Raw genomic sequence first — 25,867 nt, 5'->3', positions numbered from 1 at the left:
GGAGAAGGAAGGAGCCGCGCGCCTTAGGAGGCGAAGCCCAGCTCCAGGACAACCTCTGTGCCGGCTGCGGCTGGCGAGCCTGCCGGTATGGACTGCCCGACGACGTTGCCTGCACCACGCAGGCGAGGGTTGTAGCCCATCTTACGCAGGAGGTAGACGGCATCCATAGCGCTCATACCGACGACGGCAGGCACACGGCCATTCGTAGCCGGCAGGGAGCGAGCATGCAGCGTCGTGTCGACAGCGATGAAGAGCCCAGCATCCTTCGGCATACGAGGCGTGGGCATACCGAGCTGCGCCATCACAGCGAGGAGTGCCGAAGCGCGGCCTGCGGCGATCTCCTTCGTATACGCTTTGGGAGAGGATGAGCGACGGAGCGAATCCAGAGGGATAGGATCCTCGAGTGCCAAGAGGCTCTCGGCGATCTTACGGATGATAGGAGCAGCCATCACGCCCCCACCAGCGCTGAACTGGCTCGAGGGTCTGCGGATGACCGCGATACAGGAGTACTTAGGCGCCTCGGAGGGGAAGTACGCGCAGAAGGATACCTGGTGGCGTACGTGCCCCGTGGAGTCGCGGTAGCCACCACGACCCGAGGCGAGCTGTGCCGTACCGCTCTTCCCGCTGATAGCGACGAAGGGCGAGCGCGCCTTCTTCCCAGTACCCTCGGTGACGACACGGCGAAGCATCTCTTGGATCGCCGTCAGCGTCTCGGGCTTACAGATCTGCTCACGCACGACCGTCGGCTCGAAGGTCTTGATGACCTGATCCTGTCTGCGGATCTCGGAGACGAAGTAAGGGCGCATATAGCGACCACCATTAGCGATCGCATTGAAGAAGGCCAGCGTATAGATAGGAGGCACCTGCGTCTCATAGCCGTAGGACATCCAGCCGAGGGTGGTATTGTACCAGCGGTCGGGGTTGTCTGAGCGCTTGCGGATGCGGGCCTTCTCGTAGCCATCGATCTCGAGCTTGAGGTCTTCGCCGAAGCCTAGGTTACGGATCTTCTGCACATAGTCATCGGGGCGCGACTCATAGGCACGGGTGATGATCTTCGCCACACCGACATTACTGGACTTGACGATGGTCTGCGCTACGGAGATACGCCCATAGCCACCGTGGTGGGCATTGTGGTCACGTATGACCTTACCGCCGTACTTCCAGAGGCCGTTGCCTACGTCGATGGTATCATTGGGATGGACGACCCCGTCATCGAGGGCGACCATCATCGAGGCAACCTTGAAGGTAGAGCCTGGCTCACTCATATCCGACACGGCCATATTCACCGTCTCGTGGTAGACGCCAGGTGCGGTGCGCTGGAGGTTGGAGATCGAGACGACCTTACCCGTCTTGACCTCCATCAGGACGACGGTACCGCTCTCCGCCTCGAGGTAGGAGAGCTGCTCGCGGAGGTTGCGCTCCACGATGCTCTGGATATTCATGTCGAGGGTCGTGTAGACGCTTGCCCCATCGACGGGGGGCTTGCTGATGGTCTGCTCGTAGCGACCCATGTTGTAGAAGGAGAGCTTCTCACCGAGCTCCCCACGGAGGAGATCGTTGTAGCGAAGCTCGAGACCGAAGCGCGCCTTCGTCAGCCCGCCATCGGTACGGTCGTAGATATGCCCGATAGTGCGGTAAGCCAGCGAACCGAAGGGATAGACACGACGGCTCTCATTCTCCGTATAGATAAGCTTGCTGAAGAGGCGCTTCTTATACCTATTGGGGCCCGTCTTATGGATGACGAAGGGCTCTGCCTGCTCGAAGGCGCGGTACTGGACGTAGGGCACGTCGGCAGGATAGACCGCGCAGTGGCGGGACTTGGTGTCGAAGCCTTGCTTCCAGCGTGCCTTGAGCCTGGCCTTAGTGAGCTTGCGTGCCGAGAGGTCGAAGGTATTGGACATCAGCTCGGCCAGCGAATCCAGACCGGCCTCATACTCGGCACGAAGCTTGAGGATCTGCTCGCGCTTGGCCTGCTGCTTGCTATCGCCATCCTTCGGAGGGAGGGGCTGACGCAGCGGCTCGAGGGCTTCGTGTCCGAAGTCAAAGAAGAGGCGATAGACGGGGGAGGTGACAGCGACAGGGCGCCCATCACGGGCGTAGATCGAGCCACGCATAGGCTCGACAGCGCTGTAGCGTGGGGGGTTGACCTTAGAGGCCATCTCCGCATAGCGCTTGCCGTCGGGACTGAGGATGAAGAAGACAATGCGGAGCATCACGAGGACCATCGCCAGCGAGATAAAAGCCACGACCCAGGGATAGCGGTCGTGGGTGAGGCGGTGCCACTCGACACCACGCTGGGACTTGAAGAAGAGTCCACGGGCGAGGGCCTTAGCCGCTGCGACGAAGGCCTTGAGCTTAGCGGTGATTGTACGCAGGTTCATTGACGAATCTCAGTCGTAGGAAGGGGGGATATACGTGGGGTTAGTGAGGCTTGGGCGTAGGATACTGGCCCGAGTCGACGAGGAGATAAGGGGGCTGGGTAGCGGGTACGAGCTGGAGCTGATACTGGTCGACCTTGGTCGTGATGTTGTTGATACGCTCATACTCGATGAGTGCCGCCGAGGTGAAGAGTGCCTTGTAGCGGATATCCTCCAGCTTCTTCTCCAGCGAAGTGATCTCACGCAAGCTGCCCTGATAGATATAGGGCCATGCGATCATCACCCCCACGAGGAAGAGACAGTAGGCGATGAAGCGAATATTCTTCCGAAGGCCGGGCAAGCCCCACAGGTCATTCTCGATCCACTCAATGAGGCCGCGCTCGCGATCCTCTTCGCCCTCATGGGCATCGGTATAGTGGGGCTCATGTGGGGTATCCGCTTCGTAGTGGCGGCTCTCGTCGGAGGGGATATATTCGTCTGGAGTCATCGGTAAGGGTAGAGGTATTGGGAGGGATCAGAGAAGCTCAGCGATACGCAGCTTAGCACTGCGAGCACGAGGGTTGCGGGCGATCTCCTCGGCAGAAGGCGTGATGGGCTTACGCGTCACCAGACGCCAAGCCGAAGCCGAAGAGCCGTAGATACGGGCATCAGCCGAGTCATCGCCCTGACGGAGGAAGTTCTTGACGATGCGATCCTCGAGGGAGTGATAGGTCATCACCACGAGACGGCCACCGGGGCGCAGGACGCGCTTCGTAGCTTCGAGGAGCTCTTCGAGAGCCGTCAGCTCGCCATTGACCTCGATACGTAGCGCCTGGAAGATGCAGGAGAGCTGCTTCTTCTCTTGGTCGGGACGCACCAAGGGGCGGACGACGGCGATGAGATCCCCGACGGTCTGCAGAGGTGCCGTAGCTCGGGCCTGCACGATACGCTGGGCGATCTTGCGGCTCTGCTTCAGCTCACCATAGCGGTAGAGGATATCGGCAAGAGCGGCTTCGTCATACTCGTTCAGAAGGTCACGCGCCGAGCGGCCTGCGCGGTTATTCATACGCATATCCAGCAGGGGCGTCTCGTCACGGAAGCTAAAGCCACGCTCCATATCATCGAAGTGATGGGAGGAGACACCGAGGTCAGCCAAGAGCGCATCCACCTGCCCCAGCTCCTCATAGTAGTCCATGAAGCGCTCGAGATGGCGGAAGTTCGAGGCGACGAACGTGAAGCGCTCCGTCTCCTCGGCTCGTGCCGCAGCATCGGGATCTTGGTCGAAGGAGTAGAGATGCCCGCTGTCGGAGAGGCGGTCGAGTATAGCACGTGAGTGCCCCCCTCCACCGAAGGTGACGTCGACATAATGGCCTGTGGGCTGGAGGTTCATCCCCTCGAGGCACTCCTCGAGCATGACGGGGACGTGATAGTCTACTGCTTGTACGATACTCATTGGGCTATAATGTCTTGCAAAGGTACTCAATATAGAGCAGAATCTTCATGAATTTTTCACGCCCTCCACTCTTACTTACAGCACGGGCATCGGGCGGGATAGCAACACTTCTCCTAAGCGCAGCACGGCCACCCCCCCAGCGAGAGCTGGAGCGGTGGCCGTGCTATATCGTGCGATGTAGCGGGGAGGAGCGGACTACTTCGTACCCGTAGCGGTGATCTTCAGATCCTTCCCCTGCTCGGCAAGTGCCTTGAGGATAAAGCCACTCTCACCCTGAGTTAGGTGCTCTGAGGGCATCTGCTTCAAGAGGGCATTTGTGATGGAGATCTCCAACTTGAGTAGCCTACCCTCACGGACGACACTCCCGATGGGGAGGTTATGCACGGAGAGTTTACCTTCCTTCAGAGCAAGCTTCATGCTCTTCTGAACGCAATAGCCAACGGCGCGAAGCTCAGCTGTCTCGCCCTTGATCAGGATAAATCGAGGCTCCCAACCCAGCCCAGTAAAGAGGAAAGTCTTGAAAATGTGGTCTGCCACCTTATGCTCCTTGCCCTCGATGGTGATGGTCTCGGGGGAGATCGTCGGCTTACCAAGATCCCACGAACCCTCCAGGTACTTAATAGCGACACTCGACTTAGGTCCATTGGGGTCGTCCTTAGAGCACGAAGCCGCACCAAGGACGAGACTACCGAAGAGAAGGGCTACTGCCCACTGCTTGATATTCATACGACTTATACATTAGATAGGTTAAAATCATGCGTTCCTAAAGAGCGGGTAAGGCAAGCATCCCGCACGCGCTCGGGGTGTGAGCGAATATACCGATAGTCCGACATGAGGATATCCTCAGGCTATAGCACTCCATAAAGGTATCAAATAATCGCACACGGCCACCACCCCAGCAGGAGCTGGAGCGGTGGCCGTGCTATATCGTGCGATGTGGCGGGGAGGAGCGGACTACTTCGTACCCGTAGCGGTGATCTTCAGATCCTTCCCCTGCTCAGCGATCGCCTTGAGGATAGTACTTACTTCGTCGTTAGCAAAGTGACTCAGAGGCATCTGCTTCAGAAGGTCATTAGTGACGGCGATCTCCAGCTTGAGCTGGTTGCCTTCGCGGACGACACTACCGAAGGAGAAAGAATGGAAGGAGAGCTTACCATCCTTCACCGTGACGTCGAAGGTCTTCTCTATGCCGTCAACGACAGAGATGAGGGTAGCCTTTTCGCCTTCGATCTTGACCTTAGAGGGAGCTACGCTCAGCCCGCCGAAGATGAAGGCCTTGAAGATATGGTCAGCGACCTTGTACTCCGTGCCACCCACGGTGACGGTCTCGGGGGAGAAAGTAACCCCACTGAGGTTCCACGTACCTGCGAGATCCTCGATAGCGACGCTCGTCTCAGGCTTCTTGGGTTCGTCCTTAGCGCACGAAGCCGTACCGAGGACGATAGCACCGAGGAGAAGGGCTGCTGCCCATTGCTTGATATACATACTGCTTTGTTAATTATTTATTGGTTAGAGAATGTGCTCCTGTAGGGAAAGCGAGGCAAGCGCCCCGCGCGCTCTCGGTAGGGAGCAAAAGTACAAAATGAGGAGGAGCTTATGTCACAGGACACTACTCTGGGGCGAGCTACTCAACGAGTCATCTCTTCTCAAGGAGCTAAACGCTAATGACATACCCCACTATATGTAGAGAAGCAGAATACCTAATAGTGGGGATGGGGTCAAATACCCGAAAAAGCACTCCTGCACTCCTTCCTCTATGAGACTCACTTCTTCGGAGAGAAAAGCTGGGAGCAGTAGTGGAGTGACCTCCGATGAGCACGAATAAAAGGTGCCGACGCATGGTAGATAAGTTCCGTCTACGTACGTGGATCTAATGACTACGTGCGTGGTCATTTGGATTTACGTACGTTGTCTTTAAGATCACGTGCGTGGACAGAGGAAAAGGATTACGGGAGGGGCCTTTTTCCCGCACGAGAATACCACTTTCTCCTCCGCTGGATAAAGAAAATCCTTGTGCAAGACGAGGGGTCAGTGAGGGGTATGCCTTGCCTCATCTCGGGGGAGCTACGCGAGTCGTCGTATCTTTGCACCCAGATTATCCCCACGACATTCATGCTGATCAACGAAATATTTTACAGCCTGCAGGGCGAAGGTGTGCACATGGGCAAGGCCTCGATATTCATCCGCCTGAGCCGATGCAACCTCCGCTGCAGCTTCTGCGACACGGAGTTTGACTCGGGCACCGAGATGACCATCGAGGAGCTTCGCGACGCCATCGCCCCCTACCCTGGGCGCCGTATCATCTGGACGGGTGGTGAGCCCACGCTCCAGCTCACCGAGGAGACGGTGGCTTACTTCAAGGCCCTCGGCTACCACCAGTCCATCGAGACCAACGGCACGCGACGCCCACCCGCTGGGCTGGACTACATCACCTGCAGCCCGAAGAAAGAGGCGATGCAGCTCCTGCACCGCAACTTCCCCGACGGCGTGGGCGAATTCCGCTTCCCCGTGGGAAGCCCCGCTGATCTCCCACCTGCAGTGAGCGAACTGCCCCCCGCTGGCGCCTACCTCCTAAGCCCGATCTTCGTCGGCGAGACGCAGAGCGAGGCCGACAAGGCTGCCATTGAGCTCTGTGTCTCCCACATCCTCGAGCACCCCGAGTGGCAGCTCAGCCTGCAAATGCACAAGCTTATCCACATCCCTTAGCACCGCTCTGCGCCATGCTTTGGCCGTCTCATCGCCTCCTTCGTCTCTTCCCCTTAGCCCTCCTCCTCGCCCTCAGCTCCTGTGCTGGGAGCCTCCTCTCTCGGGCTCGGGAAGCGGAGCGCACGGGAGCCCACTACGAGGCAGAGCATCTCTATAAGGAGCTCTATAAGAGCACCCCGACGAAAGATCGACAGCGCCGCGGCCTCTACAGCCTGCGTGCTGCCGAGGCCGCCTACCGAGGCAGGCGCTATGCCACAACAAGGGCTCTACTGCAGCGCGCTCAGCGCCTGCACCTCCCCGACAGCCTACTGCGAAAAAGCAAGCTATACACGATCTTATCCACAGCAGCGCTCCGAGCAGAAGGTAGCTCTCCACAAGGGCTGTATGAGGTGGAGCGCTTCGATCGGCTCCGCTCTACACGGAGTGAGTTCGGAGTGAGCTTCACCCCCGACGGGCGGACGCTCCTCTTCGGGAGCCACCGCCCGACAGCGCTCTCCAAGCGCACGTCTCCCGTCACGGGCGAGCCTCTCGGACGCCTCTACCGCCTCAGCCAGCAGGCCGATGGCACGTGGATCAGCGCCCCCGACAGCCTGCAGGGTCTTGCCGACGCGACGGCAGAGCTCGGCACCCCGAGCCTAAGCCCCGACGGGCGACGGCTCTACTACACCTACGCTCCCCAGCGCGAGGGAGAGCGCAACACGCCTCAGATCTGGGTCGCCACCCCCGACGAACGTGGGCGCTGGCAGCCCAGCGGCCCCCTTCGGCTCTTCGCCGATAGCACACGCCTCACAGCGCACCCCGCAGTCAGCCCCTCGGGCGCACGCCTCTTCTTCGTCAGCGAAGTGCCCGACAAAGCCCGTCGAGACAAGGAGCTCTACTACGTCGACCTCTATGGCGATGCCCTCGGTGCTCCCGTACCTATCACGGGAGTGAGTAGCACAGCCGACGAACTCTTCCCCTACGCCACGAGCGACAGCACGCTTTACTTCGCCTCCGACCGCTCGGGGGGCTTCGGTGGGCTGGATATCTACCAAGCGACCCTTCACAGTGATGGGCACACCACCCTCCTGCACCTCCCCTCTCCGATCAATAGCGAGGCCGACGAACTGACCTTCACTCCCACACCAGCGCCACAGGCCTGGCCGAGTGCGGAGCCGCTGGCCGAGGCGGGGCTTTTCGCCTCCTCACGCGATGATGCACGTGGCCTGCCGCACCTGTATGAGTTCCGTCGCCGTCAGATGACTACGACGATCACCGGCTACGTCCTTGACCGAGAGGAGGAGCCCATCCGAGGAGCGACAGTGCGCATCGTAGGGCGACGACCCGACGGGACAGAGCAGCTCATCACGACCGACAGCGAGGGGGCCTTCCGCCTCACGGTAGCGCCCGACACGGAGTACATCCTACTGGCCAGTAGCAGGGACTACCTCAATCAGTTCGTCCGCCTGCGCACCGATCCCCAGCAGGCGCTCAGCGAAGAGTATACCGTAGAATTCTTCCTCTCCTCCCGCGTGCGCCCCGAGGCCCTGCGTGAGGTGTACTACGCCTTCAACCGTGCCGACCTACTCCCTGAGAGCACGCCCGCTCTGGAGGCCCTCTACCAGATGCTCACCGACAACCCCGAGGTGAAGATCCGCCTCACCGCCCACACCGACCGACGAGGTACAGTGAGCTACAATGCCCGCCTCTCCCAGCAGCGAGCTGAGTCCGTCGTCCGCTATCTCATCGGCCGAGGCATCGCCCCCGAGCGGCTGGAGGCGATGGGACGCGGGAGCGATGAGCCCTACACCGTCACGAAGCGCACCGCAGCGGCATACCCCTTCCTCGCTGTGGGTACGGTACTCACCCCCGACTTCATCGCCAGCCTCACGAAGCCCGAAGAGCAGGCCGTATGCGACCAGCTGAACCGCCGTACCGCCTTCGAGGTGCGTGCCACGCCTTAGCCCCCCGCACGACACAAAAGCGCCACGGGTCCGTCTTCTCCAGCGTGAGAAGGCGGCCCCGTGGCGTAAAAGGGGACTATAAAGGCGGAGCTATGCGCTTAGCAGCCCGAGCCGTCGATACTGCAAGCAGCACCCTCGGCAGGACGTGAGCGCAGGCCTGCGTCTTCGGGAGAAAGCGTCACACGCCCGTCCTCGAGCACGAAGCAGGGGATACCAGCCGCACCGCGTGCCTTGGCAGCAGCGAAAGCAGGGTCGTTGTCACGGAGCTTGAGGAACGCCTTGAGCTGGCGGACATCGAGTCCGAAGTCTATCACTTCGTAGCGGGCATCGCCCTGGACCTGGTCCCAGACATACGTGCAGTCGGGGCAGGATTCCATTCCATAGATCTTGATCATTGTCTTATTATCGGGTCATTAGGCACCACGAGAGGGTGCAGTGATGAATTAGAGTGAAGGAGGAGAAGGGGTTACTTGACTACGGGGCGACCCTCGGCCGTCCAGCGCATATAGCCACCCTCCATGTCGCGCACGCGGAAGCCCTCGGCCTGCATGTAGGTAGCGGCAGCATTGCTTCGCTTCCCGCTACGGCAGTAGAGGTAATAGGTGCGCTTCTTATCGAAGTGCTTGACACCTTCGATGAAAGCAGGTTGGTCGAGCCAGTCGAGGAGCTGTGCGCCCTCGAGGTGACCTTCGGCAAATTCGCCAGGGCGACGCACGTCGAGGATAAAGGCTGTACTATCGGTACGAGCCGTCTCGATGAAGACCTCGGGAGTGAGTACAGAGACTTCTCCGTCGGGAGAGCCAAGAGCGCAGCTACCGAGAGCTGAGGCAAGGAGTGTCATCAGATAGTTCATATTAATAGGGTGTGATGTGTAGGGCGAGGAGGACGCCTTACAGCTGTATAACAAGCAATGTGGGCAAATGGCTCGCTTTCGCTAACTTTGTAGGCTACAAAGAGTAGCGACAAAGCGATAAGACATCATGGCTAAGACTTCAGGTAAGACATCAAGTAATCCACGTGGCCGCCGCCCTGCAGCAGGGGGAGCGAAGAGGAATGCACCCTCTCCGCTTACCACGCTCTTCGGTGGCCTGAAGGATCTGATGAAGGTGAACTTCGACAACCGCCGCATCCCCACCCTCATTGGGCTGGTGCTGGCGGCATGCTCCCTCTTCGCCTGCTTAGCACTCATCACCTTCCTCTTCTCTGGGGGGAGTGACCAGAGCCTCATCTATGCCGCTCGAGATGGCGAGGCTGCGACCGAGCTGGGACGCGAAGCCAAAAATATCTTAGGCCTGCCTGGGGCCCGTCTCGCAGACTACCTCTTCAACCAGCTCTTCGGCTGGGGGATTGTCTTCGCACTCTCCTACGTCGTCTACCTCTTTGCACACCTCATCTGGCGTCCCCGTATCGCGCCCTACCGCTACATCACAAGCTTCCTCGTCAATGGCTTCCTCCTGCTCTGGGTCTCCGTAGCAGCAGCGGGCCTGCAGTCGCTCTTCCCCTCGGATAGCTTCCTGCGCTGGGGCGGTCTGCGCGGTGAGGAGCTCTTTACCTATATATATAAGGGGATAGGCATCGCCGGCCTCATCGGTGTACTGGCCTTCACGCTACTCATCTTCGCAGTGACGTGCAGCAGTCGCGTGCTCAGCGCCATACAGAATCCCAAGGTGCCGAAGGTACCCCACGTCTCCGTCCCACGCCCTCAGGTGGGTGGCTTCTTCTCGCGCCTTTTCTCTCGCAAGAAGAGGGACGAAGAGCCTCAGAGCGAGGTGGAGGGGGAGAGCTACAGCCAAGACGAAGATGCTTGGCGTGACGAGCCTCCGATGCCCACCGATGACGAGGATATGGACGTGCAGGAGGAAGACCCCACGCCTTACGTAGTGCATACGCCTACGACGGCTACGACTTCGCACACCACAGAAGCAGCCCCCGGTGTGACGTCCTTCAGCCGCACAACCAGCGCCGAGCCTTCGGACGTCCCTGAGATGATCGTCGAGGAAGCGCCTAAGGATGACCTCGTCGAGGACGGTGACCGCACCGCCCCCGAGCCCTTAGCTCCTGGCATCCAGCTCGCCCTCTACCGCAAGCCCACCATCGACCTCCTGCGCGACTATGAGCAGGGCGGCACGGGCATCGACATGGAGGAGATCGAGTACAACAAGCAGAAGATCATCGACACGCTCGCCAGCTTCAAGATGAACGTCACCCCCTGCAAGGCCACCGTTGGCCCCACCGTGACGCTCTACGAAGTCATCCCCGAGTCGGGTATCAAAGTCTCCCGCATCAAGACGATGGAGGATGATATCGCCATGAGCCTCAAGAGCGAGGGCGTACGTATCATCGCCCCCATGCCAGGCCTTGGCACGATCGGTATCGAGGTACCGAACTCCACCCCACAGACCGTATCGATGCGCTCCATCCTCGCCTCACGCAAGTACCGTGAGCAGCAGGAGAAGATGGAGCTCCCCATCGGTATCGGTAAGACGATCACGAACGAGCCCTTCATCTTTGACCTGACGAAGATGCCCCACCTGCTCATCGCAGGGGCTACGGGTCAGGGGAAGAGCGTCGGGCTGAATGCCCTCATCACCTCACTCCTCTACAGCAAGCGCCCCGAGGAGCTGAAGTTCGTCATGGTCGACCCCAAGATGCTTGAGTTCTCTATCTACGAAGAGATCGAGCGTCACTTCCTCGCTAAGCTCCCCGATGCCGAGCGCGCTATCATCACCGACATGACCAAGGTCGTGGCGACGCTGAACTCCCTCTGTATCGAGATGGACAACCGCTACCGCCTCCTGCAGACTGCAGGGCGCGCCGTGCGCAACATCCGTGAGTACAACGAGCAGGTCCGCTCCGGTGCCCTCAAGCGTATCGACGGACATGAGATCCTCCCCTACATCGTGCTCATCGTCGACGAGTTCGCCGACCTGATGATGACCGTAGGCAAGGAGGTCGAGCAGCCCATCGCCCGCCTGGCGCAGAAGGCACGTGCCGCAGGGATCCACATGGTCATCGCGACACAGCGCCCCTCGACAGACGTCATCACGGGTCTTATCAAGGCGAATTTCCCCGCACGTATCGCCTTCAAGGTCTTCTCTATGGTCGACTCCCGCACCGTCCTCGACTCCCCAGGAGCCAACCAGCTCATCGGCCGAGGCGACATGCTCTTCTATCAGGGCAAGGATATGATCCGCGTGCAGTGTGCCTTTATGGATACGCCCGAGACAGAGGCTATCGTTGAATATATAGCGCAGCAGGAGAGCACCGGCTCCGCCTACGAGCTCCCCGAATACATCCCCGAAGGGGAGGAGAATGGAGCCAAGGGCTTCAACCCCAACGAGAAGGACAGCCTCTTCGACGAGGTCGCCCGCATGGTCGTACAGACACAGGTGGGCTCGACGTCGAATATCCAGCGTAAGTTCAACATCGGCTACAACCGCGCTGGCCGTCTCATGGACCAGCTCGAGGGCGCCGGCATCGTCGGCGTACAGGAGGGTAGTAAGCCCCGCGAGGTCTACATCAAGGACCAAGCGACCCTCGAGCAACTGCTGCAGAAGCTAAGCTAAGCCCAAGGGGAATGGGCCGTTTTATCATTACTTTATAACTTTGAGCTATGATTATGCGACGTATCATCATGACGCTGAGTGCCGCTGCCCTGCTCTGCACGGGAGCCATAGCACAGCGCAAGGCTACCCCCGCAGCCCCTACTTCTTCCGTCACTCCACAGAGCCTACTTGAGCGTGCTGAGGCCAGTCTCTACCGCACAGGTGCTACCGTGGTAGACTTCTCCACGCAGCTCCAGGACAAGGCTGGACGCAGCACCGGATCGACGGCAGGTAAGATGCACCTCCAGGGTGATGCCTTCCGCCTCGAGTACGGGACGATCACAGCGGTCTACACCGCTGGGACGCTCACCTACTACGATAGCGCCGAGCATACCCTCACCATATCCAAGCCCTCGCAGGACGAGCTCCTGCAGATCAACCCGCTCTACTTCCTTCGCTCCCGCGCTCAGGGCTTTGCAAGCCAGCTCGAGGGGAAGTCAGGTGCTACTGCTGTCGTGGCCTTCACCCCACAGCAGAAGAGCAATATCTCCCGTGTCGTGACGACCTTCCAGACGAGCAATGGGCTTCCCACGCAGCTGGTCTTCACGGCTAAGGACAAGAGCGTCTTGACCGCCCGTGTCGCGACGGTCAGCCCTCGCACAGCCTATGCCGCGAGCTTCTTCACCCTCTCGGCGAAGAGCTACCCAGGCTGCGAAGTCGTTGACCTCCGCTAAGTAAGCCCACTCCCTCCAAGTAGATACTAAATGGAATTTAAGGCCCTCGCCGAGGTAGGCGAGTATACGCAGCTTATGGGACGCGTCTTCACGCTGCCTATGCGCTGGCGGATGTTCTTCCGCTCCGTCATCCGAGAGATGTACAGTCTCGGGGTCGGCTCTCTCTGGATCGTCTTCATCATCTCACTCTTCATTGGTGCGGTGATCACGATCCAGCTGTCGATCAATATGACGAACCCCCTTATCCCACGCTTCACCATCGGCTACTCCACGCGTGAGATCATGATCCTCGAGTTCTCCTCGACGGTCATGTGCCTCATCTTGTCGGGCAAGGTCGGCTCAAGCGTCGCCTCAGAGCTCGGTACCATGCGCGTCACCGAACAGATCGACGCGATGGAGATCATGGGGGTCAACTCTGCGAACTTCCTTATCTTACCCAAAATCGTAGGCTTCATGGCCTTCATCCCCGTGCTCTCGGTCTTCTCCATGGTCACGGGTATCGTCGGGGGGTATATCGCCTGTGACCTGGCGCTCTCGATGACGCACAAGGACTTTGTCTATGGGCTCCAGCTTTTCTTCACGCCCTCCTACGTCGGCTACTCGATCATCAAATCGGTAGTCTATGCCTTCATCATCTCCTCGGTAGCCTCCTACTACGGCTACTGTGTGAAGGGCGGGGCACTGCAGGTAGGCGCCTCGAGTACGCGCGCCGTCGTCAATAGCAGCGTCCTCATCCTCTTCTGGGACCTCCTGCTCACCAACATCCTCCTCACCTAAGCCCTCCCGCACTATGATACAAGTCAAGTCGCTCGCTAAGCGCTTCGAGGACAAGGAGGTCATCAAGGGTATCGACGCCTCCTTCGAGACTGGGAAGACTAACCTCGTCATCGGCCGAAGCGGTGCTGGTAAGTCCGTCTTCGTGAAGTGTATGATCGGCCTCATCCGTCCCGACCAGGGCGAAGTCCTCTATGACGGCCGTGACCTCATCAAGATGACCAAGCCCGAGCTGCTGCGTCTACGCCGTGAGATGGGGATGCTCTTTCAGGGCTCAGCACTCTTCGACAGCATGACAGTCGTGGAGAATGTCCTCTTCCCTATGGAGATGTTCTCCTCAGACAGCTACGACAAGTCCTACCGCCGTGCGATGGAGCTACTGGAGCGTGTCGGTCTGGCCGAAGCTGCGAAGAAGTATCCCGCTGAGATTAGTGGTGGGATGATGAAGCGTACCGCCATCGCCCGCGCTCTGGCACTCAATCCGAAATACCTCTTCTGCGACGAGCCAAACTCCGGTCTGGACCCCAAGACCTCTACGGTCATTGACCAGCTCATCTACGAGCTCACGCAAGAGTACAATATCACGACCATCGTCAATACGCACGACATGAACTCCGTGCGTGCTATCGGCGATAAGATCATATACATCCACAACGGACTGAAGGAATGGGAGGGAAGTAGTGCCCTACTCTCCTCACCAGATGTGCCCGAGGGCGTCCTTCAGTTCATCAACGCAGGCCGCGTATAGCCTGCCCACTCCCCTTCTGACCAGCATATGTCTCTCCTCAAGAAAGATTCGCTCCTGACGCACGTCCTACTCGCTGTAGGCGCCTCCGTCCTACTCGTCGTCCTGCTCATCTACGGCCTCGACATCTACACCCGCCACGGGGATACGGTCAAGGTACCCGACCTGCGTGGTAAGACGCTCGCCGAGATGCAGCGCATCCTCGATGACGCAGGGCTGAAGTACGAGATCAACGACTCGACGTTCTCCCGCACCGCTATCCCTGGTACCGTCCGCGAGGTCATCCCCGCACCTGGTAGCGAGGTCAAGCTCGGCCGCATCCTCTTCATCGCTATCAATGGCTTCCACCAGCGTCGCCAGACGATCCCCACCTACAAGGATCAGTCGGCCCGTCAGATCCTTGCCCTGCTGAAGGGGCTGGGCTTTGAGTCCGTCGACCAGCGTGTCGTCCCTGGTGGCTACGTCGGCTCTGTCGTGGGCCTGCAGACAGCTGATGGCAAGGTCGTAGAGGCCGGTACGCAGCTGCCGATCGATACGAAGCTCGTCCTCCTCGTAGCGGGTCAGGTCATCGATACGCTGGGACTCGACCGCTATATCGAGGGATATAGCAGCAGCCAAGGTGACAGCACCGTTGTACGCACGACACCAGCCACACCCGAGAAGAAGGATGACGGAGGCATCAGCAATGACTGGTGGTAATCCGCTGACTGACGAGGAGCTGCTCCTTGATAGCGAAGCCTGGGAAGGCGACGAAGATCTCTTCCTCCCCGATGGCACCGCCGAGGTCGAGCGCCTCGATGCCACTGCCGTCTCCTATCTCCAGCATGCCGATAGCTCGCCGCTCTATGAGCACTTCCGTGTCGTAGCTGACAAAGGGCAGGCGCCTATGCGCATCGACAAGTATCTGGCTACTCGCATGACGGGTAGCAGTCGTAGTCGCATCCAGCAGGCGCTCGATGGGGGCTATGTCTTTGTCGGCGACAAGCCCGTCAAGAGCAACTACCGCATCAAGCCCCTCGACGTCGTCACCCTCCAGCTACGCCGTCCCAAGCATGAGCTCGAGATCATCCCCGAGCCCATACCGCTGGATGTCGTCTACGAAGATGAGGTGCTGATGGTGGTCAACAAGCCTGCGGGGCTCGTCGTCCATCCAGGGCACGGCAACTATACTGGCACGCTGGTCAATGCACTCGCGTACTACCTGCAGGATGATCCCCTCTATGATCCCGCCGACCCCAACGTCGGTCTCGTCCATCGTATTGACAAGGACACGAGCGGCCTGCTCGTCATCGCCAAGCGTCCAGAAGCGAAGGCGCATCTGGCACGTCAGTTCTTCAACAAGACGACCCGCCGCACCTATCGTGCCCTCGTCTGGGGGAGACTGAAGGAAACCGAAGGCACGATCATCGGCAACATCGGCCGCGATGAGCGTGACCGCCTGCAGATGGCTGTCTATCCCGAAGGCTCACCCAAGGGCAAGCACGCCGTCACGCACTACACGCTCCTCGAAGAGCTGGCCTACGTCAGCTGGGTCGAATGCCGACTCGAGACGGGACGCACACACCAGATCCGCGCCCACATGCGCCACATCGGGCACCCGCTCTTCGCTGATGCACGCTATGGCGGCGACAAGATCCTTTGGGGCAACCAATTCTCCCGCTACAAGCAGTTCGTCCAAAACTGCCTCACGCTCTGCCCCCGTCAGGCACTCCACGCGAAGACGCTGGGTTTCGTTCACCCCGTGACGGGCGAAGAGATGCTCTTCGACAGCGAGCTCCCCAGCGACCTCCAGCAACTTTTGGAGCGCTGGCGCACCTACGCAGCGCAGGTTGATAACGAATAAGCATAGGGGAAGGCCTCCCCGACATAAGTCCCATACCAATAGGGCGGCACGCATACATGATGCGTGCCGCCCTATTTTACTTTAGGAGGAGTGAAGAAGCGATCTCGTGAGCGGGGTGATACCGACCTATATTGAGAGTGCTAAGGCATCACACGCCCAGCTCCCCGATATGCCTCTCCGCAGCGATACGCAAGCCCTTCGCCTTATCGCGAGTATTCCTCTTACCCAGCGGAGGGGAAAGCATCATTTTCGTGAAGAAAAAAGCGCCATCCCGTAGTGGTTTTTCCGCATCTATGCACGTAGTCTTAAAGACCAGGCACGTAAATCCAAATATCCACGTACGTAGATATTAGAGCCACGTACGTAGCTCAAAGTGGACGTAGGCGCGTCAACTATAAAATCATAATACCTCCAAAGAGTATTTAATTCTTTGGAGGTATTTTCTGCAAAAAAGCACTATAGCTCTGTAATCATAGGTATAACCATAGACTTGTGCCTGTGGTATTTTACTAATTTGCTATTATTTCGTAGCTTCTTTCACTTCTTTTTCGAGGTCTTCTATGCGGTTCTTTAAATCATCTGATAACTTTTGAGCAGAACCTTTTAACTTTTTCAGATTGAACGAAAGTATTACAGATGAAATACCTGTGGAGATAAATGCTAAACCTGTGAATACTACTAATGAGATACCTGTAAAGATAGGATTAGCAATCAAAATGAACGAGAGGATAATACTCAATACGCTCACTATGGCTAAGTTCCCCCAATTCAGTACGCCTGCTTCTTTTTCTTCGAAGGCAAAACCAAGTAGCTCAAACGAACGGAATAGCAACGTAAAACCTACTACCAATGGTAATATAAACATTGATAGGGCAGGATACATAAGTAAAAAGATACCCATTATCAATGAAATAAGTCCGCTTACCAAATACCAGCCCCAACCATTAAGATTTTTAGTATTCTGTAGGGCAAAGAAGGTTTCAATTATCCCCGATACTAAGAACGAAAGACTAAAGAGTATTGAAAGGGTAAGATAAGAATCTTGTGGTGATATAATTACCCCTATACCACAAAGAATGAACAAAATCCCTAATATAAGGGGAATGTACCAGTGTTTTACTGATCTTCTGATGGATTTGAAAAAATGCAACATAACTTTATCATTTGATGAATAACGACGCAAAGATAAGGATATTTTATTGATTAGCAAAATGAGACCATTGCGCAAGCCCATCTCCTTACAGCTTCCACCTTCTTGCCTCGAGAATTGGGATCTTTAGGCTGAGAAGTGGGATACCTGCACCTCCCCCTTGCCCCTTCCCGGGAGGATCATCCTCCCGAGAGGGGGCTTTTCTGGGCTATTTGGTGCTCTGGAGCACAAGAAGCCTAGGCATACGCTTCAGATTGTATGCCATAGCCTCCAAGATATTCTGTGTATGCGTTCGCTCAAGCCCTCGGTAGCGACATCGCCCTCCTGAAAACCACCTTCGAATACTCCCGAAGGTGCGCTCTATCAAACAGCGTATTTTGCTGATGCCGTTATTCAGTTCACGTTGTCGCTCTGTAAGCTTCATCCCCTTCTGCGCTTTGAGCATAATCCCATCAATCAAGCCGCGCTCAAGGAGACAAGCCGAGTTCTTCTTACTACAATAACCTTTATCGGCAAGGACACTAACGCCCTGCGTAAGCTCAGCCTTCTCTATCAGCTCGGGCAATACCACCGTATCGGCACAATTGGCTGGCGTGGTAATTATGCTCTCCACCAACCCTTGCCCATCGGTCAGCACGTGCTTTTTGTACCCGTAGCGATAGTGTCTGCCTTTGCGCACCCAACGAGCTTCCGTATCCACCCCTGGTTTGCGACTTTTTAGCTCATACTGATAAGCCTGCTCTTGGGCTTGCTCTTCTTCGGTGCGCAAGTCCTCTCGGTCGTCGGCCACTTTGATGAGGATACTCCCATCGGGAGCGTGCGGGCTATCCACAATGCTCGCATCCACAATAGCCCCTTGGTCAATACGGCTAATCCCGTGCTTCTTGAACTGCTTATTCAGCTCGCGAAGGAGCTTGTCCATAATCCCCAAGCGGGTCAGTTCAGCGCGAAAGCGACAGATGGTGCTGTGGTCTGGAGCTGGAAGGCCCATATCCAAGAGGGGGAATTCGCTGAAGAGGAGGGAGTCGTTGATCCGTTCTTCGACTTCGTAATCACTCAGGCCGTACCAGGTCTGAAGTAGTAGGATCTTGAACATCATCAAGGCATCATAGGCTGGATTTCCTGTGGCGTTCTGGGTCTTTGTATACTTCTTGTTGAGTAGTGTGCGAATACCTCGCCAGTCAACGCAAGCGCTGATCTGTCGGAGGAACGAGTGCTTCATACGGTCGCGGCGCACCTGCGTATAAACTTGCAGGAAGCTCGGAGCGGATTCGGTTTGTTTGGTAGGCATAGCTATACGATTGTTTTGGTTATGAAGATACTAAATGTCAACGGCATACGAAATGGTTAAAATCCTGTACACCTTTGAAATGCCGTGCAATGGTCTCATTTATTCAGCTAAGGCATCGCACGCCAAGCTTCCCGATATACCTCTCCGAAGCGATACACAAGCCCTTCGCCTTATCGCGAGTATTCATCTTATCCAGCGGAGGAAAAAGCATCGTTCTCGTGAAGAAAAAAGCACCTTCACGTAGTGGGTTTCATTTATCTATGTACGTAGTCTTAAAGACCAGGCACGTAAATCCAAATATCCACGTACGTAGATTTTAAGACCACGTACGTAGCCCCAACTTATCTACCACTCGTCTGCAACTTTTATCCCTACGCAGAGCAACAACTCTTAGAGGTCACTTCACAAAGCTATATAGCTTTCTTCGCCATCCTATATAGCTCTACCATGCACCCATATAGCTATATATGGAATCATTGCGCAAGACCACTTCTTCATTACTCGTACCTTCTTCCTTCGCAAATCGGAGGCTTTAGGCTGAGAAGTTCGAAGGAGGAAAGTGCAAGCTGTGAAGAGATGGCCTTGCGCAATGGTCTCTTCTATATGCCGATCTAACGCGCTCCCAATTCGCTCTGGCGAAGTCCAGCTAAGCGAAGCGAGCACTGTGCGGTCTATTGCCTGCACAGTGCTCGCTTCGCTATTGGCGATCAGAGGGGATGCGTAGCTTCCTGCTAAAGAGCTCTACGCTTGTGGCTCGATAGGCAGGCACTCACACTTTTGCCGTACCTTTGCACCCGTGTGGCACCGCATTCATTCGTACAATATTATAGGGTAAGGAAGGGCCCCGCCACAGACCTTCGGTATCCCATACCGCCCCAGCCTACGGGGAGGACAAACTAATCAAGACTACTCCATTGGAATATCTATTCACCCTCGAGATGAAGGTGCGCGACTACGAGTGCGACCTACAGGGCGTCGTCAACAACGCCAACTACCAGCACTATATGGAGCATACGCGACATGAGTTCCTCGAGAGCCTGGGCGTGAACTTCGGCAAGATGCACGAAGATGGCCTGGATGCCTTCGTCACCAAAGTATCTATCTCCTATAAGAAGAGCCTGCGCAGTGGCGACCACTACCGCTCAGCACTCCGCTGTGCAATGCGTGCGCCCAAGCTCGTTTTCTATCAGGATATCCTGCACCTCGACGGGAGCCTCGCTGCACGCGGTGAGGTCGAGTGTGTCGTCGTCGACAACGGGCGCCTGACCCGTGGGGAGTTCTTCGCTGACCTCCTCCGTGACGTCCTGCCCAAAGACGCCCAGTAATCCCTCCTCTCCCCTATCCCCCTCAGAGTAAAGCCCCACAAGCACACTATGGCAAAGAAGATCGCAGAGACCCCGATGATGAAGCAGTACATGGAGTTCAAGGCTAAGCACCCCGACGCTATCCTGCTCTTCCGTGTCGGTGACTTCTACGAGACCTTCAGCGACGACGCCATAGCTGCCGCCGAGATCCTCGGCATCACGCTCACCAAGCGTGCCAACGGCTCTGCGATGCACGTAGAGCTGGCGGGCTTCCCCCACCATGCCCTTGACACCTACCTACCGAAGCTCGTTCGCGCGGGGCGTCGCGTGGCTATCTGTGACCAGCTCGAGGATCCCAAGCTGACGAAGAAGCTCGTCAAGCGTGGCATCACGGAGCTCGTCACCCCAGGGGTCGTACTCGGCGACAACGTCCTCAGAAGCAAGGAGAACAACTATCTGGCTGCCGTCTGGCTCTCCAGCGACGGTGCCATGGGGAGCATCTCCCTGCTGGACATCTCGACGGGCGAATTCGTCGTCTCCGAAGGCACCCCCGAGCACCTCGAGAAGCTCCTCAGCTCCTACCAGCCCAAGGAGGTACTCGTTGAGCGCACGAGCCGCAGCCTCTTTGACAAGGTCATTGGCTATCGAGGCTTCATCTTTGAGGTCGAGGACTGGAGCTTTGCTGTGGAGAACAACCGTCGCAAGCTCACCGCCCACTTCGGTGTGCAGAGTCTCAAGGGCTTCGGCCTCGAGCAGCGCCCCGCCTCTATCGCAGCGGCTGGGGCTATCCTCAATTACCTCGAGCTGACGAGCCACCACGAGATCGGGCACATCACCACCCTTCGGAGCATCGACCGCCTGAGCTACATGCGTCTCGATAGCTTCACCTTCCGCAGTCTGGAGATCCTCTCTCCGATGAACCGCGAGGAGGGCAAGAGCCTCCTTGACATCATCGACCACACCCAGACGGCTATGGGTGGACGCCTGCTCCGTCACTGGCTTTCCTTCCCCCTCATCGACCTCACCGAGATCCACCGCCGCCAGTCAGTCGTGACGGATCTCGTACGTACGGCCGACCTGCGTCGCACGACCAGCGAGCTCCTCATCGGCATCGGGGACCTCGAGCGTATGGCATCGAAGGCCGTCGTCGGGCGTATCTCCCCTCGTGAGGTACGCCAGCTGGCCACCTCCCTCGGCCAAGTGGAGCAGATCGGCACACTCCTCTCCTCCAGCGACTCAGCCGAGCTACAGAAGATAGCCAGCCGCCTGCAGCCTATGGGCGAGCTCATCTCCGACATTGAGCACACGCTGACCGAAGAGCCACCCGCCGCTCTTGGCCGTGGCATCACCATCGCCCCAGGAGTGAATAGCGAGCTGGATGAGCTCCGTCGCCTCTCCTCCCACGGCAAGGAATACCTCCTTGAGCTCCAGCGTCGTGAGAGTGAGCGCACGGGTATCCCCTCCCTCAAGGTCTCCTATAATAATGTCTTCGGCTACTACATCGAGGTACGCTCCACCCACAATGATAAGGTGCCCGAAGACTGGACACGCAAGCAGACGCTCGCTAACGCCGAGCGCTATATCTTCCCCGAACTCAAGGAGTACGAGGAGAAGATCCTCGGCGCCGAAGAGCGTATCGCCAGCCTCGAAGGGCGTCTCTATAGCGAGCTTCTTGTACGCCTCTCGCGCTTCGTCCGCCCCCTGCAGCAGGATGCCCGCGTCATCGCTGAGCTGGACAGCCTCAGTTCGCTCGCCGAAGTGGCCATCACGGAGCGCTACGCCTGCCCCGTCGTTGATGATGGCTTCGTCATCGATATCCGTGCTGGGCGCCACCCCGTCATCGAGAAGCAGCTCCCCTTCGGGCAGAGCTACGTACCCAATGACGTACACCTCGACAATGAGGAGACGCAGATCATGGTCATCACCGGGCCGAACATGAGCGGTAAGTCCGCCCTCCTTCGCCAGACCGCCCTCATCGTACTTCTGGCGCAGATCGGCTCCTTCGTCCCAGCCGAAGCCGCACACCTCGGGCTCACCGATGGCATCTTCACCCGTGTCGGAGCCTCGGACAATATCTCCCGTGGCGAATCGACCTTCATGGTCGAGATGCAGGAAGCCTCCAGCATCCTCAACGCCCTCACGCCTCGCTCCCTCGTCCTCTTCGACGAGCTGGGCCGTGGTACCAGCACCTACGATGGGATCTCCATAGCTTGGGCCATCATCGAGTACCTGCACGACAACCCCCACGGGCGCCCCAAGACCCTCTTCGCTACGCACTACCACGAGCTCAATGACCTCGAGGGTCGTCTCAAGCGCGTGAAGAACTACAACGTCTCCGCGCGCGAGATCGACGGGCGCATGCTCTTCCTTCGCAAGCTCGTCCGCGGGGGGAGCGAACATAGCTTCGGTATCCAAGTCGCGCGCCTCGGTGGTATGCCACGTAGCATCACCGACCGCGCTACCGATATCCTCGGTCAGCTCGAGTCCGCCCACATCCATGAAGTCACGGGCCTCAGCACCGAGGTCAACATCAGCCGAGCCGCGGCACCCAGCGTCACAGAGCCCAACAGTAATATCACGGGGGGCGTGCAGATGAGCTTCTTCCAGCTTGACGACCCCGTACTCTCCGATATCCGCGAGCGCCTGCTGATGGTGGACATCAACAGCCTCACGCCGCTGGAAGCCCTGAATAAGCTCAGCGAGATCCAGCGCCTGCTGAAGACGCCTTAGTGATTTTTACCCGATCATAATCCGTACATATAATAGAAAGCGCCTTGTCTATGCGAGTTTCCCCCTCCAAGACAAGGCGCTTTCTTTACATATACAGATACAAATCAGTCACGAAGTAAAAGTAAATTAGAGAGTGTGTACTATCTACATACCCTCATACGTCCATACGATAAGAGTGGGTCACCCCACGCCATATCCTTCTGACAGCATTGATCACATTTTCGTATGGACAAAAGCCCTACTTGTTAGAGCGAGCAGATATCACTCACACCAAATCCCCCTTACATGCGTAGCCGCCTTGTGCGGTAACCCTTCCTATGCTTGAGCTTGGTAGCACCTTGTAGTAGCGCTCCTAAGTCCCTGCGAGCAAGGAAAACATTCACCACATGCGCATTCAGACCTCTCCCTAGGTCTAATTCTCCAGCACGGGCACTGAGAGCCCATCTACAGCCGTGCACCCTTCACTCTCCACCTTACTTTTCCGGTAGCTCACGAGCCCCCATTGCGCCTCTCTAAGCACATCTCTTAGCAGGACGGCGTAGCACGTAGAGTGCCCTCTCATCATGCACAGCCCACTGACGACAGGATCATCAGTGGCGTGCGATAGCGCTTTATCTTCTTTCAACTTAACTTTTCACGATGACCTATTTGACAGATTACCTCGCCCCTAAGGCCGAGTTCTTCGAGATCGAAGCGACAGTAGATCTCCTCTTACAATTCTCAGGAGACGCTGACTTTGAAGACTTTGAAGAAGGAGAAGACCTTTAAGTTCATCCAGATATCACCTATATTGTTTTTAGTTACCCACACATGAATCGTATTTTTCGCTCAGGACTCTTCCTTGCCGCTCTGTCTATTATAGCAAGCTCCTGCAGTAAGAACAGTGACGCCCCCATTGATCCCGATCACGAGGGCCCACACATAAAAGCTCCCGTCTCCGTCGCCCTTGAGAGTACGCTTCTCACCTATGACGCCAAGACACTGGAAGATCAGTCATCGGGACGCTCCCTGGACTGGGATCCTCGCAACTCTGAGGTGACCTACACCATCCAAGGCTCCTCCAAGGATATCCTTGATGATAACGGCCAGGCCTCTGGCAACAAGAGCAAGATCGCTAAGTACAACAAGACACTCACCATCACGAATCACCCCACCCGTGATCTCTTGATGATCTATAAGGTGGAAGCTACGGGCAAGCCCACACAGCTCACCTATGAGAAGGCTACATGGACCTACAACACCAGCAAACAGTCCTACGAGCTCATCGCTACGTTCAATATCGGCTTCCCTGAAGGCCTCGGTGAGGAAGATCTCAAAAATGGTCAAGCTAAGCTCTCCATACTCATCGTCACTGGTGGCAATAGCTTTGACCCCGAAAGCAAAATCCTAAAGGTGGGCTTCAAAAAGCCAGCTACAACTGATGCGACGAAGACTCGTAAAGCGGTAGGTCCTGGAGGTATTGCCAACGAGGTTGACCTCCCAGTCCCCTATGCTTCTGGATGGGTCACGCTACAATATGCTCGTACGGACGGCACAAAAAATGTATTCCGCCCAGCTGGTGTAGTCGCCCTCAAGCCTCAGGGTGTCCTACTGACGACGACCATCCGCAATAATAGCGAGCAAGATATGAAATACAAGGGGTTCACCTTGCGCTCGAACGCGCTACAGTTCGAGGGTGAGATTGACCTCTCTCGCGAAAAACTCCTTAGCTCTGACGGCATGACCCCCTCGGGCTTCAGCGTCCAGGACTACTTCATCAACACAGGGAATAAGTGGATCTCCAACGCTATGTGTAGTCGCGACTACACCCCCTTCTATGAGACGAGCTACATCTATGACGGCGACCGCCTCTGTAAGAAGGGTGGTGCACTCTCCGAGGACGTCATCGTGACTTGGGCTATGCCTGTCAAGGGGATCGAGACGGCGACCGACTACACCGAGCGCATCGGGAATACCTACCGCCCTGCTATTGGCTATGCCCAGACTCACATCTATGTCAATGGTGCAAAGGCCACTACTGGCGAAGAAATCACAGCTCCCAACTACACCATCGCCCCAGTCATGGGTACCGACAAGGCACTTAAGCTTGGGAAGGCCTACACGGTCAACTCGGAGTTCTACACGCAGCCTAAGCAGGCTCTGGGCTATGTACTCAAGGAATACTTCGGTGTCAACCCCACGAGATGGGTCGCTGACAACTCGAAGAACCTGGATATCCCTCTCGTATCGAATAAGAAGGTCACACAGTACGGCTTCCAGAATGGCTGCCCAACCAGCCCTAAGGGCTTCGTGCAGGTCCTCACACAGCCCTGGATGGAGCTGCTGAGCCTCTACACTCCCATGGAGTTCATTGACAACACGAATAACGACCGCTTCACCCACGACCCCAAGAATCAGGTAGGTCGCTATCGTGCACTCCAGTTCGAGCTCCCCTATGCGACGACCAATACTGACCCCACGACCTTCCGCTACCGCAACTTCGTCACGACCGATGCTATCGACTGGTGCAACACGGACCAGGGTGAAGGCCTCTCCTACGCCTACCGCTTGACCTACCGCGAGCCCAACTCGTTCGGGAACTCTAAGCGCAGCCCCTATCAGAGCCTCATGCGCTTCACGGCACGCCCCAACAAGGGCCCTGTCGGGTCAGACACTCAGGACAATCGCTACATCAAGTACATCGATATCGAGTCCGTCTATCTCGGGAAGTACTTCGTCGGGAACCTCTACGACACGCCTATCCCCACGGGTAAGTACGACGGAAGCAACCAGCTCCTCCGTGCTGCTGTCGACACCGAGCTCTGGGACGGCACGAAGTATCCAAGCATCCAGAAGGGCTACATCACCCCCGTACGCTCCCCTCTGCTGGTCTGTACAAGGACGTCACGGCAGCGGATGGTGCTGAGCTCAATGAGCCCATGCGTCGTAGCACCTTCGACACTGACCGAATTAACTTCCACTGGGGTATGACCACGGAGAAGGAGAACTACATCACCGACCTGCTCACCAAGGAAGTTAGCACCAACGTAAACGACAATGCAAAATTCGTAGATAAGTTCAACAAGACCTCTGACCTCTTCTACCGCCGTGGCTTCGCCTATGGCGGTATCAACGGGGATATCTTTACCTATGGTCATGGTGTGAAGGGACAGCCTGCACCAGGTGGTGGCACCTACGACTTCACGCAGAAGGCATGGAACCTCACCTACCAGGCACTGCGTCTCTTCTCTACCACCTATCAGGGTGCAGGAAATACGCCTCGTCACCTGACGACGAATGACCCAAACTAACG

22 protein-coding genes are annotated in these 25,867 nt (G+C 57.1%); 13 read left to right on the top strand and 9 right to left on the bottom strand.

Going from position 1 to position 25,867, the window contains the following annotated elements:
- Positions 1–23 precede the first annotated feature (23 nt).
- From HMPREF1121_RS05520 to HMPREF1121_RS05500, 5 genes are all read right to left on the bottom strand, one after another.
- Complete coding sequence (locus tag HMPREF1121_RS05520; protein WP_044115227.1) at positions 24–2,381, bottom strand: penicillin-binding protein; 2,358 nt, start codon at positions 2,379–2,381, stop codon at positions 24–26.
- Positions 2,382–2,421: 40 nt separating this feature from the next.
- The gene (locus HMPREF1121_RS05515) at positions 2,422–2,865 is read right to left on the bottom strand and encodes an FtsL-like putative cell division protein (RefSeq protein ID WP_044115226.1); all 444 of its coding nucleotides are present in this window, start codon (positions 2,863–2,865) and stop codon (positions 2,422–2,424) included.
- Positions 2,866–2,892: 27 nt separating this feature from the next.
- Complete coding sequence (gene rsmH, locus HMPREF1121_RS05510; protein WP_044115225.1) at positions 2,893–3,810, bottom strand: 16S rRNA (cytosine(1402)-N(4))-methyltransferase RsmH; 918 nt, start codon at positions 3,808–3,810, stop codon at positions 2,893–2,895.
- Positions 3,811–4,005: 195 nt separating this feature from the next.
- Entirely contained in the window at positions 4,006–4,536 is a 531-nt protein-coding gene (locus HMPREF1121_RS05505; RefSeq protein ID WP_044115223.1) for a hypothetical protein, read from the bottom strand.
- Between the two features lie 228 nt (positions 4,537–4,764).
- Positions 4,765–5,295, bottom strand: a complete 531-nt coding sequence (locus tag HMPREF1121_RS05500) for a hypothetical protein (protein WP_044115222.1) — start codon at positions 5,293–5,295, stop codon at positions 4,765–4,767.
- Between the two features lie 627 nt (positions 5,296–5,922).
- Here HMPREF1121_RS05500 and HMPREF1121_RS05495 point away from each other — a divergent pair.
- Together HMPREF1121_RS05495 and HMPREF1121_RS05490 are read left to right on the top strand one after the other, a co-directional pair.
- Positions 5,923–6,516, top strand: a complete 594-nt coding sequence (locus HMPREF1121_RS05495; protein ID WP_044115219.1) for a 7-carboxy-7-deazaguanine synthase QueE — start codon at positions 5,923–5,925, stop codon at positions 6,514–6,516.
- A 14-nt stretch (positions 6,517–6,530) separates the two neighbouring features.
- Positions 6,531–8,459: an OmpA family protein gene (locus tag HMPREF1121_RS05490; protein WP_052353614.1), complete on the top strand. Its 1,929-nt coding sequence runs from the start codon at positions 6,531–6,533 to the stop codon at positions 8,457–8,459.
- A 98-nt stretch (positions 8,460–8,557) separates the two neighbouring features.
- Here HMPREF1121_RS05490 and HMPREF1121_RS05485 read toward each other — a convergent pair whose 3' ends face one another.
- A complete protein-coding gene (locus HMPREF1121_RS05485; RefSeq protein ID WP_044115218.1) occupies positions 8,558–8,854 on the bottom strand; it encodes a glutaredoxin in 297 nt (98 codons plus the stop codon).
- 71 nt (positions 8,855–8,925) lie between these two features.
- Entirely contained in the window at positions 8,926–9,312 is a 387-nt protein-coding gene (locus HMPREF1121_RS05480) for a rhodanese-like domain-containing protein (RefSeq protein WP_052353613.1), read from the bottom strand.
- Between the two features lie 127 nt (positions 9,313–9,439).
- Between HMPREF1121_RS05480 and HMPREF1121_RS05475 the strand changes: the two genes are divergently transcribed.
- The 6 genes from HMPREF1121_RS05475 to HMPREF1121_RS05450 are packed head-to-tail and all read left to right on the top strand — an operon-like array spanning position 9,440 to position 16,100.
- Positions 9,440–12,025, top strand: coding sequence for an FtsK/SpoIIIE family DNA translocase (locus HMPREF1121_RS05475; RefSeq protein WP_052353612.1), 2,586 nt, complete (start codon positions 9,440–9,442; stop codon positions 12,023–12,025).
- 53 nt (positions 12,026–12,078) lie between these two features.
- Entirely contained in the window at positions 12,079–12,738 is a 660-nt protein-coding gene (locus HMPREF1121_RS05470) for a LolA family protein (protein WP_232223741.1), read from the top strand.
- A 30-nt stretch (positions 12,739–12,768) separates the two neighbouring features.
- Complete coding sequence (locus tag HMPREF1121_RS05465) at positions 12,769–13,515, top strand: MlaE family ABC transporter permease (protein WP_044115216.1); 747 nt, start codon at positions 12,769–12,771, stop codon at positions 13,513–13,515.
- 13 nt (positions 13,516–13,528) lie between these two features.
- Positions 13,529–14,260 carry an ABC transporter ATP-binding protein gene (locus tag HMPREF1121_RS05460; protein WP_044115215.1) on the top strand — a complete coding sequence of 244 codons (732 nt, stop codon included), beginning with the start codon at positions 13,529–13,531 and terminating at the stop codon, positions 14,258–14,260.
- A 27-nt stretch (positions 14,261–14,287) separates the two neighbouring features.
- Positions 14,288–14,956 (top strand): PASTA domain-containing protein, encoded by a 669-nt coding sequence (locus HMPREF1121_RS05455; protein WP_044115214.1) that lies wholly within the window; start codon positions 14,288–14,290, stop codon positions 14,954–14,956.
- Positions 14,943–16,100 carry an RluA family pseudouridine synthase gene (locus tag HMPREF1121_RS05450; protein ID WP_232223740.1) on the top strand — a complete coding sequence of 386 codons (1,158 nt, stop codon included), beginning with the start codon at positions 14,943–14,945 and terminating at the stop codon, positions 16,098–16,100. The genes HMPREF1121_RS05455 and HMPREF1121_RS05450 overlap by 14 nt, the downstream gene beginning before the upstream one ends.
- 520 nt (positions 16,101–16,620) lie before the next feature.
- Here HMPREF1121_RS05450 and HMPREF1121_RS05445 read toward each other — a convergent pair.
- Positions 16,621–17,334 carry an HdeD family acid-resistance protein gene (locus HMPREF1121_RS05445; protein WP_232223739.1) on the bottom strand — a complete coding sequence of 238 codons (714 nt, stop codon included), beginning with the start codon at positions 17,332–17,334 and terminating at the stop codon, positions 16,621–16,623.
- Between the two features lie 124 nt (positions 17,335–17,458).
- Complete coding sequence (locus tag HMPREF1121_RS05440) at positions 17,459–18,547, bottom strand: IS5 family transposase (RefSeq protein ID WP_369793555.1); 1,089 nt, start codon at positions 18,545–18,547, stop codon at positions 17,459–17,461.
- A gap of 932 nt (positions 18,548–19,479) precedes the next feature.
- Between HMPREF1121_RS05440 and HMPREF1121_RS05430 the strand changes: the two genes are divergently transcribed.
- The 5 genes from HMPREF1121_RS05430 (at position 19,480) to HMPREF1121_RS05415 (ending at position 25,865) form a co-directional block, all read left to right on the top strand.
- The gene (locus HMPREF1121_RS05430; RefSeq protein WP_044115208.1) at positions 19,480–19,866 is read left to right on the top strand and encodes an acyl-CoA thioesterase; all 387 of its coding nucleotides are present in this window, start codon (positions 19,480–19,482) and stop codon (positions 19,864–19,866) included.
- 48 nt (positions 19,867–19,914) lie between these two features.
- Positions 19,915–22,575, top strand: a complete 2,661-nt coding sequence (gene mutS / locus HMPREF1121_RS05425) for a DNA mismatch repair protein MutS (RefSeq protein ID WP_044115206.1) — start codon at positions 19,915–19,917, stop codon at positions 22,573–22,575.
- A 639-nt stretch (positions 22,576–23,214) separates the two neighbouring features.
- Positions 23,215–23,343, top strand: coding sequence for a hypothetical protein (locus HMPREF1121_RS08895; RefSeq protein ID WP_255327146.1), 129 nt, complete (start codon positions 23,215–23,217; stop codon positions 23,341–23,343).
- A gap of 42 nt (positions 23,344–23,385) precedes the next feature.
- The gene (locus HMPREF1121_RS05420) at positions 23,386–25,545 is read left to right on the top strand and encodes a hypothetical protein (RefSeq protein WP_044115204.1); all 2,160 of its coding nucleotides are present in this window, start codon (positions 23,386–23,388) and stop codon (positions 25,543–25,545) included.
- Positions 25,542–25,865 (top strand): hypothetical protein, encoded by a 324-nt coding sequence (locus tag HMPREF1121_RS05415; RefSeq protein WP_044115202.1) that lies wholly within the window; start codon positions 25,542–25,544, stop codon positions 25,863–25,865. Before HMPREF1121_RS05420 ends, HMPREF1121_RS05415 begins: the two co-directional genes overlap by 4 nt.
- Positions 25,866–25,867 lie beyond the last annotated feature (2 nt).

It is taken from the genome of Porphyromonas sp. KLE 1280 (assembly GCF_000700805.1).
GTDB lineage: Bacteria > Bacteroidota > Bacteroidia > Bacteroidales > Porphyromonadaceae > Porphyromonas > Porphyromonas pasteri.
The sequence above is the reverse complement of the archived record's forward strand: the minus strand, read 5'-3'. Positions and strand labels throughout refer to the sequence as shown.